The organism is Nonomuraea rosea (genome assembly GCF_039539705.1).
Taxonomy (GTDB): domain Bacteria; phylum Actinomycetota; class Actinomycetes; order Streptosporangiales; family Streptosporangiaceae; genus Nonomuraea; species Nonomuraea rosea.
Window position 1 is genome coordinate 25,174 of record NZ_BAABDQ010000047.1, and the last position, 13,741, is coordinate 38,914.

At 71.5% G+C, this 13,741-nt stretch carries 12 protein-coding genes; 5 read left to right on the forward strand and 7 right to left on the reverse strand.

Going from position 1 to position 13,741, the window contains the following annotated elements:
• Positions 1 to 53: 53 nt before the first annotated feature.
• From ABEA43_RS56930 to ABEA43_RS56950, 5 genes are all read right to left on the reverse strand, one after another.
• Complete coding sequence (locus ABEA43_RS56930; protein ID WP_345575872.1) at positions 54 to 1,598, reverse strand: helix-turn-helix transcriptional regulator; 1,545 nt, start codon at positions 1,596 to 1,598, stop codon at positions 54 to 56.
• A 7-nt stretch (positions 1,599 to 1,605) separates the two neighbouring features.
• Positions 1,606 to 2,364: a GntR family transcriptional regulator gene (locus tag ABEA43_RS56935; protein WP_345575874.1), complete on the reverse strand. Its 759-nt coding sequence runs from the start codon at positions 2,362 to 2,364 to the stop codon at positions 1,606 to 1,608.
• A gap of 50 nt (positions 2,365 to 2,414) precedes the next feature.
• Positions 2,415 to 3,455 carry a hypothetical protein gene (locus ABEA43_RS56940; protein WP_345575876.1) on the reverse strand — a complete coding sequence of 347 codons (1,041 nt, stop codon included), beginning with the start codon at positions 3,453 to 3,455 and terminating at the stop codon, positions 2,415 to 2,417.
• A 152-nt stretch (positions 3,456 to 3,607) separates the two neighbouring features.
• The gene (locus ABEA43_RS56945) at positions 3,608 to 4,507 is read right to left on the reverse strand and encodes a M23 family metallopeptidase (RefSeq protein ID WP_345575878.1); all 900 of its coding nucleotides are present in this window, start codon (positions 4,505 to 4,507) and stop codon (positions 3,608 to 3,610) included.
• A gap of 222 nt (positions 4,508 to 4,729) precedes the next feature.
• Positions 4,730 to 5,857 (reverse strand): LacI family DNA-binding transcriptional regulator, encoded by a 1,128-nt coding sequence (locus tag ABEA43_RS56950; protein WP_345575880.1) that lies wholly within the window; start codon positions 5,855 to 5,857, stop codon positions 4,730 to 4,732.
• Positions 5,858 to 6,026: 169 nt separating this feature from the next.
• Here ABEA43_RS56950 and ABEA43_RS56955 point away from each other — a divergent pair, with 169 nt between their 5' ends.
• From ABEA43_RS56955 to ABEA43_RS56975, 5 genes are all read left to right on the forward strand, one after another.
• Positions 6,027 to 6,890, forward strand: a complete 864-nt coding sequence (locus ABEA43_RS56955; RefSeq protein ID WP_345575882.1) for an ABC transporter substrate-binding protein — start codon at positions 6,027 to 6,029, stop codon at positions 6,888 to 6,890.
• A 33-nt stretch (positions 6,891 to 6,923) separates the two neighbouring features.
• A complete protein-coding gene (locus ABEA43_RS56960; protein ID WP_345575884.1) occupies positions 6,924 to 7,718 on the forward strand; it encodes an amino acid ABC transporter permease in 795 nt (264 codons plus the stop codon).
• Complete coding sequence (locus tag ABEA43_RS56965) at positions 7,715 to 8,491, forward strand: amino acid ABC transporter ATP-binding protein (RefSeq protein ID WP_345575886.1); 777 nt, start codon at positions 7,715 to 7,717, stop codon at positions 8,489 to 8,491. The genes ABEA43_RS56960 and ABEA43_RS56965 overlap by 4 nt, the downstream gene beginning before the upstream one ends.
• Complete coding sequence (locus ABEA43_RS56970; protein ID WP_345575888.1) at positions 8,488 to 9,549, forward strand: Gfo/Idh/MocA family protein; 1,062 nt, start codon at positions 8,488 to 8,490, stop codon at positions 9,547 to 9,549. Before ABEA43_RS56965 ends, ABEA43_RS56970 begins: the two co-directional genes overlap by 4 nt.
• A gap of 74 nt (positions 9,550 to 9,623) precedes the next feature.
• Positions 9,624 to 10,742: an NAD(P)/FAD-dependent oxidoreductase gene (locus ABEA43_RS56975; RefSeq protein WP_345575891.1), complete on the forward strand. Its 1,119-nt coding sequence runs from the start codon at positions 9,624 to 9,626 to the stop codon at positions 10,740 to 10,742.
• A gap of 34 nt (positions 10,743 to 10,776) precedes the next feature.
• On the opposite strand, the gene ABEA43_RS56980 is transcribed toward ABEA43_RS56975, so the two are convergent.
• On the reverse strand, positions 10,777 to 11,595 hold the full coding sequence (locus ABEA43_RS56980) for an SAM-dependent methyltransferase (RefSeq protein ID WP_345575893.1): 819 nt from the start codon (positions 11,593 to 11,595) through the stop codon (positions 10,777 to 10,779).
• Between the two features lie 174 nt (positions 11,596 to 11,769).
• The gene (locus ABEA43_RS56985) at positions 11,770 to 13,680 is read right to left on the reverse strand and encodes a sulfatase-like hydrolase/transferase (protein ID WP_345575895.1); all 1,911 of its coding nucleotides are present in this window, start codon (positions 13,678 to 13,680) and stop codon (positions 11,770 to 11,772) included.
• Positions 13,681 to 13,741 lie beyond the last annotated feature (61 nt).

Consider the following 13,741-nt stretch of genomic DNA (forward strand, 5'->3'; position numbering starts at 1 on the left):
GCTCCCCTCACGCCGGGCCCGCGAGGGCGGGCGGCGGCCGTTGACCGCTCGCCCTACGTGCGGCCCGCGAGGGTGCGCAGGCCGGCGCGGCCGGGGGCGGCCGTCTTGGCGAGCAGGCTGGCCACGTGCGTGTCCACGGTGCGCGGGGAGATGAACAGCCGCTCGGCGATCTTCCTGTTGGTCAGGCCCTCGGCGACCAGACCGAGGACGTCCATCTCGCGGCTGGTCACCCCGGCGGCGCGCAGGCCGGGCAGGACCGGCGCCAGACCTCGTCCGCGCCGGGTGGGCGCGCCCGCACCGCGGAGCAGGTCGCGGCAGGCGCGGGCCAGCTGGGTCTCGCCGATGCGGACATGGGCCTCCAGGTCGGCGCGCAGCGCTGAAACCGGGTCGCCCCAGCCGTCGGCGATCGCGGCCTCCAGCGCGAGCAGCCGTAGCAGCCGCCGCCACCAGTGGTGCTCGGCGACCGCCTCGTCCGCGGCCGCGAACAGGGCGGCGGCCCGCCCCTCGGCGACCGCGTCGGCGTACCGAAGCCCGGTGCGGTTGACCGCGTGCAGCACGGCTGGGGACCGGCGCAGCCGCTCGCGGGCCTCGGCGTCGCGGTCGGCCAGCACCGTCCGCAGCAGCGCCCACAGGCCCCAATGCGGTACGGGACCGGCTTCGTCGCGGCCGTCCAATTCGCTCATCCCGGCGTCGAGCAGCGCCGAGGCGGCCCGCAGGTCACGGGAGAGCAGCCTGCGCAGCCCGCGGATCGCCTGCGCGAGGGCGGTGACCTCGACGGGCGGGTGCGGGTGCGCGAGGGCCACGGCGAGTGCGGCCTCCATCCCCGCCGCGTCGCCCGCCACCGCGTCGCCCGTGGCGACGAACACCTCGGCCACATCCTGCAGTCCTGGCAGCCGCAGGCGGCGGGCCTGTTCGGCCGCGCTCCTGGCCAGGGCCTGGGCGGCCCGCGGCCCCTCGGTGGTGATCATGGCGTCGGCGAGCAGCAGATCGCTCCACACCACCTCGGCGAGCAGCCCGGTACGCCGGGCGAGCTCGCGCGCCTCCCGCAGCGCGGGCGAGACGGCGTGGTCGAGCAGTTCGACCGCGCCGAGCCCGAGCAGGGCCGTGACCCGAGCCGGGATCAGGCCGTGCTCCGCGCCGGTCTGCGCGGCCCGCGCATAGGCCTGGCGCGCCGTCGCGACGTCGTGACGCATGGCGCACCGGCCGATGATCGTGAGCGCCTGGCACACCGTCTCCCAACGCCCTTCCTGCTCGGCCCGGCCGGCAGCCACCGCGGCCAGATCCGCCGCCCGGCGCAGGTCTCCCGCGCCGAAGGCGGAGTCGGCGGCCAGGACCAGCGTCCGGGTGTCGCCGGGCCGCCCGGCCCGTTCGATGTATCGGTCGGCCTCGTCCCAGTGACGTGCGACGACGGCCGCCTCGGCGAGCCGCAGGCACAGCTCCGCATGCCGGTCGCCGGCCACCTCGCCCAGCGCCTCGGCACCGGCCTCCAGCGCGGCGTGCGCCTGACCGAGCAGCGTCAGCAGCCGTACCCTTTCGATCGCCGCCGCCGGCCGCAGCGCCCTGGTCGCCGACGCCCGCGCCAGGTGGCCTGAGTTCACGCAGGCGTCAGGTGCCGACCTCGAAGACGACGTCGTAGAAGTCGCCGCGATAGGTGGAGCGTCCCCACTCGACCACGGCGCCGAGCCGGTCCCAGGCCTGCCTGTCCACCAGGAAGGACGGCAGGGCCGGCGCGGCGCCGAGCAGGCTCGCCTCCTCCTCGCCCAGGGCGATGGCGGAGACCCGGTGCACGGCCCGCTCGACCTGGACGTTCCAGCGCTCGCTCAGCGTGGCGTACAACGACATGTCATCGCGGAGCACGCGCGTCAGGTCGGGGAAGCGCCGCGCGGACAGGTATGTGTGCTCGATGGCGATCGGCGTGCCGTCCGCGGAGCGAAGCCTGCGCAGCTCGATCACGCGTCCTCCCGCGTCGATGCCGAGCAGCTCGGCGAGCGCCGCGCCGGCCCGGTGGGTGCGCGCCGACAGGATGCGGGCCGCCGGTCGCTTCCCGCGCGCCCGCATCTCCTCGCTGAAGGACGCCATGGTGGTGCCCTGCTGCAGCTTCGGCTCGGCGACGTAGGTGCCCGACCCGCTGGAACGCCGGATCAGCCCCGTCATGACCAGCTCATGGACCTTCTGCCGGACCGTTCCCCTGGCCACCTGGTAGCGCTCGGCGATCGACCGCTCGGACGGCAGCAGGGTGCCGGGCGCCAGGGCGCGCACCATGAGCTCGAGGATCTCCCTGATCTGGTCGCCTTTGTTCCGGTCCGCGTCGAGCGACTCCGGCAGGGCGAGATCGTGGAAGCTGTCATGAGGCGTGCGCGCCATGGCCCGACTCTAGTGGCAGCCGATCATGATCGGCTGCATCGGCTGGGGCGTCAGCGGAAGTCGCTGAGGCGGAGCACCGCCAGCATGTCCGCCCCCCGCGCGCCGGTCGAGAAGGAGGCTTCCGCGCCGACCCACCCGCGGAAGGCGCCCGAGTCATCGATGATCTGCATGAGCGGTTTGACGTGGGAGTTGCCGGTGTAGCAGAACTCGCCGCGCTCCATCGCCAGGCAGGTGCACCAGTGCCACAACGTGTCGCGGCGGTCGGAGTTGGAGACCCTCGTGAGGTAGTACTGGATGGAGCTCACGTTGGCGGCCGTACCGCCGCCATATTTGGGGCAGCCGCCGGACTTCTGGCACGCACCGTTGGAGGACGGCTGCAGGTAGGTCAGGCAGTAGGTGGTGGTGGCGCAGGTCCTGAAGGAGCTGAGGCCGAACGGCTGGTTGCCGGAGTTGACGATCTTGCCGTTCGCCCAGCTCGTCAGATCCTGCCGCAGTTTGCCGGGGAACGCCTTCACCGAGCTCATCGCGCGCCGGGTGCCGAGCGTGGCGTTGCTGCCGTAGCCGTACCCGTGGGTGGCCAGCGTGCTGCTCTTGAGGTCCAGGCGGGCCAGTTTCCCGTCGGGGGAGGACCGGACGTTCCACTGCTCCGTCCACGTCTGGGCGATCTTCCACCTGATGCTCACCACGTCCCCGGACACGGTGTACGTCCCGGTGCGGCTCTCGTCGGGAGCGCCGGTGAAGCCTCCGGCGGTGAGCACCTCGCACATGCGGGGACGGGATTGGGTGCCGCCCGCCTTGGTGGTGCAGCCCGCGTCGGGGGTGACGCCCGTGCGCTGCCTGGCCTGGGGATGACGCTGCCACCACAGGTACAGGGCCGCGGTCACCGTGCCGTCGGCCGCGAAGCGGTAGCTGCCCAGGCGTACCCAGTTCTCCTTGGAGGAGGCCTTGAGGTGACCTTGCGAGACGACATAGGTGGACTTGCCGCCCGGCAGAGCGGCGAGCGCGGCGACGGCCGGCGGTGAAGGCGTGACGATGAAGGTGAGAAGGAAGGAGAGGACTGCCGCTGCCCTGATGGCACGAACGATACGCATGAAAAAACTCCCGATGACGTACGGGCTTCGCCGATGGTCACGGGCCACCGTATCCGGTCTATACCAGATACGTCTCCGAAACGGAGTTGCCGGCCTACTCCCCGTGGCCGACGACAGTGCCCCCCGCGCCGGTGGCGCAGGGGGCAGGGGAATCAGGAACCGCAGTGTTCGAAGGGGCTGGTGTACGAGCTGCTCCCGACGGAGCCGCCCCACTTGATGCACTGCGCGGCCGCGGCGCGCTTGACGGGTCCCGCGTAGTAGCCGAAGCTCCCGGCGTTCGTCGTCCTGTTCTCCCCCTCCGGTTCGAGGAAGGCCGACATCGACGACGCCGATCCGATGTTCGTCGTCTTCAGCGTCGTGACGCAGTTGTTGCCGTTGCCCGAGTTGTAGAGCAGGTACGTGCGGCCGCCGGTGAGGGCGGCCGAGTCGATGACCTCGAAACCGTCGCCGCAGACCTCTTCAGGCGTGTACGGATTGGCGCCGCCGCACGCGTTGGTGCTCGTGACGGCCTTCTTCTCGCCCAAGGACACGGTCACGCCGTCCACGGTGGGGCTCGTGTCCATCGCTCCGGTGGAGGTCCGCTGCTCATAGTGAAGGTGCGGAGCGTTGGAGCCGCCCGTGGAGCCGACCGTGCCGATCGTGGTGCCCTGGCTGACGCTCAACGAGCCGCCGGCCGCCCGCACTGTGGTCGCAAGGTGGGCATAGCGGGTTCTGGTGCCGTCGCTGTGGCGGACCTCCACCCATTTGCCGTAGCTCGTGCTGCCCGCGTCGTAGAAGTACGCGGTGCCCGAAGCGGTGGCACGAACGGTTTCACCGTTGACGTCGTCGCTGCCGTAGTCCTGCCAGTCGATGGAACCCGACGGGTTGTGGGTGGGGGTCCAGTTGTTGGCGTAGAAAGTCTTTCCGCAGTTGAACGGGCTCTTGTGGGAGGTGGCCAGAGTCTGGGCGGCGCTCGCGGAGGCGGCCTGCGGAAGCAGTGCCGCCGCGAGGGCGAGGGACAGGGCGAGGGTGGCGGATCTGACGGCCGTCGGCCGCACCGGCGTTCCGGTCATTGGCGTGCTCACCTCTTGAACGGGGGGTGGGGGGAGTCAGTCGATGTCGATGAGCCCATGCCGACGGCACGACGGTCGGATGCGGCGATCGAAGGGGGAGAGGAGGGCTGCCGTGCGGGGACGAGGTCGACATCTCTCCGCCCCGGAGGAAGGGCGGATGATCGTGAAGATATCCTCGAAAGATCTCTTCATCAATCCCTGGTGGCGTGAAAGTTTTCGGCCCTACCGCGGCGGTGGGCTGACCGGCGTCATCGGCTTGGACATGCGCGCCTCGGACGTCGGACGGGTGCCGTCCACGGGCCCGATCGAGCCGCGCCGGATCAGGGTGGCGGGGAGGGGCACGAGGGGCGGGGAGTTCGTGGCGCCACCGATCAGCGCGGCGAGCCGGGCCCCGGCCGCGTATCCGATGTCGTAGGTCGGCTGCGCCACCACGGTGATCGGCGGCGTGACGAGCCGCGCCCACGGCTGGTCGTCGTACATCAGGACCGAGATGTCGCCGGGTATCCGCAGGCCCTCCTCCTGCAGCGCCCCGACGACGACCTGGCCGATCAGGCTGTCGGACGCGATCAAAGCCGTCGCCGGGTCAGGGCGGCGGACGAGATCGATCACGGCCCGCCGGATCGCCTGCTCGTCGTGCGGGCAGCGCCGCAGCAGGTCGGAATCCCAGGTCAGGCCCTGCTCGGTGAATCCACCGAGCAGGCCGGCGACGCGTGCGGCCACCGGGGACGGGAGCGGGTCGGGCCCCTCCGCGTGGACGTCGCTGCCGTCGGCGGTGGTGATGTAGCCGATCCGGCGATGCCCCAGGGCCAGCAGATGATCGGCCGCCTCGCGTGCGGCGGGCTCGATCTCGGCCAGGGCGGCGTCAACGGTGAGGCCGGACACCGTGCGGTCGAGCAGCACGAGCGGGCGCCCGGCGGCGACCACGGCCCGCAGATGGGCCGGATCGCTCGTCGAGGCCGGAGCGACGATCAGGCCGTCGACCCGCTTGTCCATCAGCATGTCCACCGCGGCGCGCTCGGCCTCCACGCGTTCGCCGGTGTTCGCCAGGACCACGTTGAAGCCGGACTGCTCGACCGCGTCGGAGATGCCGCGCGTCGCCAGCGAGAAGTAGGGGTTCTCGATGTCGCCGACGACCACGCCGACGCTCTGCGAGCGACCGGTGTTCAGGGTGCGGGCCGGCTGGTTGGGGCGATAGTTCAGCCGGGCGGCGGCGGCCAGGACCCGTGAGCGTACGGCGTCGCTCACGGCGCCGTACGCCCCGAGCGCGCGAGCCGCCTGAGCCTTCGAAACGCCGGCCTCGCGGGCGACGTCAGCGACGGTGAATTCGCGGTGGTTGCCGGCCTTCGCCATGAATCCTTCCCTGCTCGGGTCGCCACAGGCCGCCGGGGGATCCGGATGTCCGGGACTTGACGTGCTGGTGACGAGTCTCCTAGCCTTCGGGAAATCCCACTGAGACCGGTCTCAAACAGCATACACGGGTGAGACCGGTCTCAATTGAAATCCATCCTGGGCGGTCCCCGTGTTTCGAACCCCTCGCACCTCCGTACTGGTGACGTTGCTGGCGCTCGTCGCCGTGCTGAGCCTCGCCGCATGCGGCGCCGGCGCCGACAGCACCGAGAACAGCACCGGCAACCCTTACGGGCTGATCAAGCCCGGGCAACTGCGGGTCGCCAGCCTCGGCGACGCCAAGCCCTACACCTTCACCGATGCCAACGGCGGGTTCACCGGCTTCGACGTCGAGCTCTTCCGCGACGTCGCCAAGCGGATGGGCATCACCGACGTCGTGTTCACCGGTCAGGACTTCTCGGCCATCCTGCCGGCGGTGGCCAACGGCCAGTTCGACGCCGGCGTCGCCGCCATCGGCATCACCGACGCGCGCAGGAAGACGGTCGACTTCAGCACCGGCTACCTGGCCGGCTACCTCACCGTGATGACGAAGAAGGACTCCGGCATCGCCTCCGCCGACGGGCTCGCCGGCAAGCGGCTGGGCGTCGTCCAGGGCACGCTGCAGGAGGCCTACGCCGTCAAGAACTTCCCGAAGGCCGGCCTGGTCCGGTTCCCGGACAACAACGCGGCCGTCTCCGCCCTCAACCGCGGATCGGTCGACGCCCACTTCCTCGACTATGAGGCCGCCAAGTCGTACATCGCGCAGTTCTCGCTGGTCAGCGCCGCGGACATCCCCTCGTTCGACGCCCCGGCCGGGTTCGCGATCGAGAAGGACAACCCCGCTCTGCGGGCGGCGCTGGACAAGGCGCTGATCGAGGCGATGGAGGACGGCACGTGGAAGCGGCTGTACGAGAAGTGGTTCCCGGGCTCGCCGATGCCCGAGCAATACCTGCCGGGCGGCGACCACACCGGCACCCCGTCCGCCGCCGCCGGATGATCCGGCCGTCCGGACCCGCAGAAGGGAGCTGACGTGGACTGGCTGGACGACCTGATCCGCACGTTCTTCGACTTTTCCGCGATGGCCGAGGTGTTGCCGCAGATGCTGGCGGTCGGCCTGACCAACACACTGATCCTGTCGATCGCTGCCACGGCGATCGGCCTGGTCCTCGGCATGCTGGTCGCGGTCACGGGCATCTCGGCCACGCGGTGGCTGCGGATCCCGGCCCGGGTCTACACCGACCTGTTCCGAGGGGTGCCGGCGATCCTGACCATCCTGCTGATCGGCCAGGGGTTCGCCCAGCTGAGCCAGTCGATCTTCGGTCCTTCGCCCTACCCCTTGGGGATCATCGCGCTGAGCCTCATCGCCAGTGCCTACATCGGTGAGATCTTCCGGGCCGGCATCCAGAGCGTCGACAAGGGACAGCTCGAAGCCTGCCGTGCGCTGGGGATGAACTACGCCAGAGCCATGCGACTGGTGATCGTGCCGCAAGGCGTGCGACGGGTGCTGCCTGCCCTGGTCAACCAGTTCATCGCGATCGTCAAGGACTCGAGCTTGGTCTATTTCCTCGGTCTGCTGGCCAGCGAGCGAGAGCTGTTCCGGGTCGGTCAGGACGCCGCGATCCTGTCGGGCAACCTGTCCCCGCTGCTCCTGGCCGGCGTGTTCTATCTGGTCATCACCGTACCGCTGACCCACTTGGTGAACTACTTCGACAACCGGTTCCGCACCGGCCGGCGCACGGCCCCGCCGGTGAGCGGCCTCGCGGAGCTCGCGGAGCTCGCGGAGCTCGACGGCGGCAGCACTCTCGCCACAGGGAGCAAGGCATGAACCACGCTGATTCCCCGCCGCCCCCGTCCGGGAGGACGCCGGCCTTCCACGGCTCCAGCCTGGAGCTGACCGGCCTGTCGCTGGCCTATGGCAGCTTCGACGTGGTCCGCGACGTCAGCTTCGAGGTCCGTCCCGGCAGCACCACCTGCGTCATCGGACCGTCGGGGTCGGGCAAGTCGACGCTGCTGCGCGGCATCAACCGGCTGCACGAGCCCAAGAGCGGTGAGGTGCTGGTGGCCGGCGAGGCGGCCTCGACCATGGTGCCGGAGAAGTTGCGCCAGCGGATCGGGCTGGTGTTCCAGCACTTCAACCTCTTCCCAGACCACACGGCCCTGGACAACGTGGCGCTGGCGCTGTGGAAGGTCAAGGGCATGCCGCGCGCCGCGGCGCGGGAGCGGGCCGGGCGGGCGCTGGCCGAGGTAGGGCTCGCGGAGCGGGCCGGCCATCGGCCCCGCGATCTGTCCGGCGGTCAGCAGCAGCGGGTCGCGATCGCCCGGGCGCTGGCCATGGAGCCGGAGGTCATGCTGTTCGACGAGGCCACCAGCGCGCTGGACCCGGAGCTGGTCAAGGGCGTGCTCAACCTGATGGCCGGCCTGGGCGAGCGGGGCATGACCATGGTCGTGGTCACCCATGAGATGGGCTTCGCCCGCCGCGCCGCCGACCAGGTGGTCTTCATGGATGAGGGCGAGGTGGTCGAGCGGGGCGCCCCTGAGGCGTTGTTCGAACGTCCGCAGAGCCCGCGGTTGCAGCGGTTTCTCTCGGAGGTGCTGTGAGCGGGCAGGGCGGCCACCGGCCGATCCGGACGGCGATCATCGGCTTCGGGACCGGCGGGCGGGTGTTCCACGGCCCGCTCCTGGCCGCGAATCCCGGGTTCGACGTGTCGGCGGTGGTGACCGCCGACCCGGCTCGCCGGGCACAGGCGGCGAAGGCCCATCCGGAGGCCGCGGTGCTACGGACCCCCGGCGAGCTGTTCGCCGAGGCGGGACGGCTCGATCTGGTCGTCGTCACCACACCGCCCGACACGCACTACGACCTGGCTCTGGCCGCACTCGGCCGCGGGCTGGCCGTGGTGGTGGACAAGCCCTTCACGGTACGGGCCGAGCAGGGACGAGAGCTGATCGCCGAAGCCGGGCGGCGGGGGCTGCTCCTCACGGTGTTCCACAACCGCCGCTACGACGGCGACTTCCGCACGGTCCGCCGGTTGATCGGTGACGGGTCGCTCGGCGAGATCCGTTCCTTCGAGTCCCGTTTCGAATGGTGGAAGCCGGACGAGCCCAAGGCATGGAAGGCTCGGGCCCTGCCCGCCGCCGGCGGCGGGATGCTGTTCGATCTCGGGCCGCACCTGCTCGACCAGGCGGTGCAGCTCTTCGGCCCGGTCGGCTCCGTGCACGCCGAGCTCACCCGCCACCGGCCTGGTCCAGGGGGCGACGACGAGGCGTTCCTGTCCCTGGTGCACGAGGGCGGGGTACGCACCCACCTCGCGATGAGTTCGCTGGCCCCTCTCGAACGACCCAGGTACACCGTCGCCGGATCGGCGGCGGGCTTCGTCAAATGGGGGCTCGACTGCCAGGAGCGGCAACTGGACGCCGGCGTCGGCCCTGACGATCCGGCGTACGGCCGGGAGCCTGCCGAGCGCTGGGGGCGGTCGGGCCGACGTGACGGGCAGTCCCCGGTGCCCACCGAGCCGGGCGGCTACCCGGACTTCTATGCCGAGCTGGCCGTCGCCCTGAACGAGGGCGGCCCGCCCCCGGTCGCCGCCGGTGACGCGCTGGCGGTCATCGAGCTCATCGAGCGGATCCACGCCACCACCGGCATCCGTCGCGGTCGCTGACCCGCCATTCCCATGCCCCGTCCGGCCGCCTCGCAACGGCGCCGCCGGGGCCCACGAAAGGATCATTCGCCTTCATGAGCAGTACCCAGCCCCAGGCCGTCGTCGTCGGTGGCGGCATCATCGGGGTCTCCACCGCCTGTCACCTCGCGCGGGCCGGTGCCGGCGTCACATTGATCACCGAGGGGGAGCTGACCAGCAACGCCTCCGGCCGTTCGCTGTCGTGGCTCAACTCCGCCGGCGTGCGCAGCGAGGAGTACCACCGGTTGCGGATGGCCGGGATCGACCGCTACCGGACCCTGGCGGCCCGGCAGCCGGGCCTCGGCTGGCTGCGCTTCGACGGCGGCCTGGTCTGGCAGGAGCCGGAGCGCGCCGATGACCTGCACCGCATCCACGAGCACGAGCTGGCGCACGGCTACGACAGCCACCTGATCGACCCCGGCCGGGTGGCCGAACACACCCCCGGAATCGACCCCTCGGCCATCCCGGCGGCCGGTGCCCGCTGGAATCCGGGCGAGGGCTGGGTGGACCTGCCCCACCTCGCCCAGCATCTGATCAAGGAGTTCGCCGGACACGGCGGCCGCCTGGTGACCGGCGCCGGACGGGCCCGGGTCGAGACCGCGGGCGGATCGGTGTCCGGGGTCCGCACCGCCGGGGGCGAGCTGCACGCCGCCGACACGGTGGTGCTGGCCACCGGCCCGGCAGTGCCGGCGATGGCCGCCGAGCTCGGCGTCATCGTCCCGGACCAGACGCCGCTGTCGCTGCTGGTGACGACCAAGCCGATCGGCACCCCGCTGCGCGCGGTGCTCAACACACCCAGGGCCTCGGTCCGCCCGACCCCGCACGGCGCCCTCGCCGTCGACTCGGACTGGACCACCGCCGGCATCCGCCCGAGCGCCGGCGGCGGCTTCGACATCGCCGAGGACATCGTGGCGCGGCTGCTGGCGGAGGCCTCCCGGCTGCTGGCCGGCAACCCGCGACTGGAGCCCGAGCGCATCGCGATGGGACCCAAACCGATCCCCGGCGACGGCGATCCGGTGCTCGGCCGGGTCGACGAAATCGGCGGGCTCTGGGCCGGCTTCACCCACAGCGGCGCCACGCTCGCGCTGATCGCGGGTGAACTGCTGGCGTACGAGATCAGCACGGGCCGCGCGCACCCCATGCTGGCCCCGTTCAACGCCCGCCGCTTCCGGTAGGCCGCCGGTCGGCACGCCGCTCGATCAGACCGGGCTACGGCCCGGTCTTGCGGCCGACCCCCACCATCACCCACGCCTTTTCCGGGCGCTCCTGCAGGAACGGGCTGTCCGGCCGCCATTCGCGGACGTACACCACCCCGGGATCGACCAGGTCGAGCCCGTCGAAGAACGGCAGGATGTCCTCACGCGTACGGGCGCCGCCCTCGGCTGGCCCGCCCCGCATCTTCCGGTAGACGTCGACGATGGGCTCCGCCGCCTCCGGGCGGGCGTCGAAGACGACGTGCGTGATGACGATGTAGCTGCCCGCCGGAAGCGCCGCGCGCAGCTCGGCCACCCGCCGGAACGGGTCGCTCTTGTCCGGGATGTACTGCAGCACACCGAACAGCAGCAGCCCGACCGGGCGATCGAAGTCGATGATCTCCCGCAGGCCGGGGTCGGCGAGCAGCTCGCCGGGATGCATGACGTCGCCCTTGACCATGGCCGTCCCCGGCCCCCTGGCGAGCAGCGCCCGACCGTGGACGAGCGTCACCGGGTCGTTCTCGACGTAGGCCACGTGCGTGCCCGGGGCCTGGGCCTGGACCAGCTCATGGGTGTTGAACTCGTTGGGCAGCCCCGTGCCCAGATTGATGAACTGGGTGATGCCCTGCTCGACGAGGAAGCGGAGCGCGCGGAGATTGAACGCCTGGTGCTCGCGCGCCATGACCCGCACCTCCGGCGCGACCGCCAGCACCGCCTCTGCCGCCTCCCGGTCGACGGCGAAGTTGTCTTTCCCGCCGAGGAAGTAGTCGTGCATCCGGGCGAGGTTTGGCGTGCTGGTGTCGACTCCTGCGAGCCGCCGTGCCTCGTCGCTCACGTGTGCCCCCTCCACGGGTCAGGTAGCTCCCTGATTATGCACGATAACGCCGGGCCACGCAGAGGCGCGAACGCGGCAGGGCCGGGAGGACCACGCACATGGGTGTGGCCCCGGTCTGCTTGGCTCACCCCCCTTGGGGCCGAGCAAGCCGGGGCCACACGTTTCGGGATCCGCCTACCGTTGCGGTGTCTTCTGCGGCGGTGTCTTCTGGTGGCGGGAGAGCACGCCGTACTCGCGGGGTTGCGCGGGCGGGCGGCCGATGTCGATGCGTACCGAGCGGATGGTGCCGGTGAACGGGCCGCCGCAGCCGGCGTACTCGCCGGTGACGGGGGAGCCGCTGTCGCGGCCGATGCCGAGCGCCTGGTCGTCGGCGAAGAGCAGCGGCACGGTCGCGTCGATCCGGACCGCGCCGATCTCGATGTCGTCGACGGTCAGCGTGCCGATCCCGCCCTTGCCGATCCCGCCGCCGTCGTAGGCGAACGCGTACCGGATGGCGTGCCGTCCCGGGCGCAGCCACGAGGGCGCCCGCAGGTACGTACGCTCACGCCCGAACAGGTTGTAGCAGTACGTGACGAGGCCGGACCTGAGGTAGAGCGCCCATCCGCCGAACCTGCCGCCCTGCGCCGCGACCACGCCGTCGCCGCCGTCCACGCCCACCTCGATGTCGGCCACGATGGTGTGCGAGGTGTTCTTGACGTCCGGGACGCCGTCGGACGGCACCTGCTGCATGCCGCTGTACACCGTGATCGAGGACGGGTACGAAGGCTCGCCGCCGTCCTGCGCGGGCACCCGGACGGCGGGCCACTCGACCAGGCCCCCGCGCCGGTCGGGGGCGTCGGGGTCGCCGAACGTGTACCGCATGCCGGCCCCCTCGATCGGCCGCTGCGCCACCCCGTCCACCGTGTACGGCTCCGGCAGGCCGGCCGCCTCCAGGATCGTCGGCAGGATGTCCGTGCAGTGCAGCCGCTGGTGGCAGAGCCGCCCGCGCTCCTTGATGCCGTCCGGCCAGTGGACGATCAGCCCGTTCCTGGTGCCGCCGTCGAAGGGGGTGTCCATGGCCAGCGCCCATCCGGCGGGGTAGCCGGGGTTCGACTCCGGCCCGCCGACGTCGTCCAGGAACGGCAGCGCGTCGAGGGCGGGCTCGGGCACGCCGTTGCGGACGAGGACGTCGTTGATGGTGCCGTGCGGGCCGCCCTGCCGGGAGGCGGGGCCGTCGCCGAGGACGTAGAAGACGAGCGTGTCGTCGAGCGTGCCCAGCAGGTTGAGCGCGTCCACGATCCGGCCCACCTGGCGGTCGGTGTGGGTGGCGAAGCCGGCGTAGTTCTCCATCAGCGTGAGGGCGACCTGCTTGGCCGGCTGGGACAGGCCGGACCAGGCCGGGATCTCGTGCGGGCGCGGCACGAGCTCGGTGTGCGCGGGCACGATGCCGCGCGCCTGCTGCCGCCGCAGCGTCCGCTGCCGCTGCATGTCCCATCCGTCGTGGAACAGCCCCCGGTACTGGTCGCGCCACCTGCGCGGCACGTGGTGCGGGGCCTGCGTCGCGCCGAAGGCGAGGTAGGCGAAGAAGGGGGTGCCGGGCGTGCGTGCCTTGTGCACCCTGATCCAGTGGATCGCCTGGTCGGTCAGATCCTCGGAGAGGTGGTAGCCGTACTGGGGACCCGTCAGCGGGGTCGCCGGCCTGGTGCCGTCGTACAGGATCGGCTCCCACTGGCTGGTCTCCGTGCCGGCGAAGCCGTAGAACTTCTCGAATCCCTGGAAACCCCCGTGCTCCAGGGCCGAGGGCTGCTGCGGGTGACCGGGACGGCACACCTTGCCGAAGGCGGCGGTGCGGTAGCCGTGGTAGCGCAGGATCGTGGCGATCGTGGTGGCCGAGCCGGGGTGGTGCCGGATGCCGCCGGAGGCGGGGCCGCGGCCGGTGAGCAGCGCGTTCCTGGTCGCCGTGCCCGAGCCGGAGGTGCGGAAGCCGGTGTACTGCAGCCCGCCGTGGGCCAGGCGCTGGGCCGTGGGCATGCCGCAGGGTCCGCCGTACGCCGAGGACGCGCCGAAGCCCATGGCGCCGACGAGCACGATGAGCACGTTCGGCATGGGCGATCCGCCCGGTACGACATCGCCTGTCTCTTTCATGGCTGCCCTTCGGAGCACGTAC

What these genes read in the sequence shown, in the direction of transcription:
- ABEA43_RS56935 (WP_345575874.1), bottom strand. Translation starts at nt 2,364, where the DNA reads ATGGCGCGCACGCCTCATGACAGCTTCCACGATCTCGCCCTGCCGGAG.
- ABEA43_RS56940 (WP_345575876.1), bottom strand. Translation starts at nt 3,455, where the DNA reads ATGCGTATCGTTCGTGCCATCAGGGCAGCGGCAGTCCTCTCCTTCCTT.
- ABEA43_RS56945 (WP_345575878.1), bottom strand. Translation starts at nt 4,507, where the DNA reads ATGACCGGAACGCCGGTGCGGCCGACGGCCGTCAGATCCGCCACCCTC.
- ABEA43_RS56950 (WP_345575880.1), bottom strand. Translation starts at nt 5,857, where the DNA reads ATGGCGAAGGCCGGCAACCACCGCGAATTCACCGTCGCTGACGTCGCC.
- ABEA43_RS56965 (WP_345575886.1), top strand. Translation starts at nt 7,715, where the DNA reads ATGAACCACGCTGATTCCCCGCCGCCCCCGTCCGGGAGGACGCCGGCC.
- ABEA43_RS56975 (WP_345575891.1), top strand. Translation starts at nt 9,624, where the DNA reads ATGAGCAGTACCCAGCCCCAGGCCGTCGTCGTCGGTGGCGGCATCATC.
- ABEA43_RS56985 (WP_345575895.1), bottom strand. Translation starts at nt 13,680, where the DNA reads ATGCCGAACGTGCTCATCGTGCTCGTCGGCGCCATGGGCTTCGGCGCG.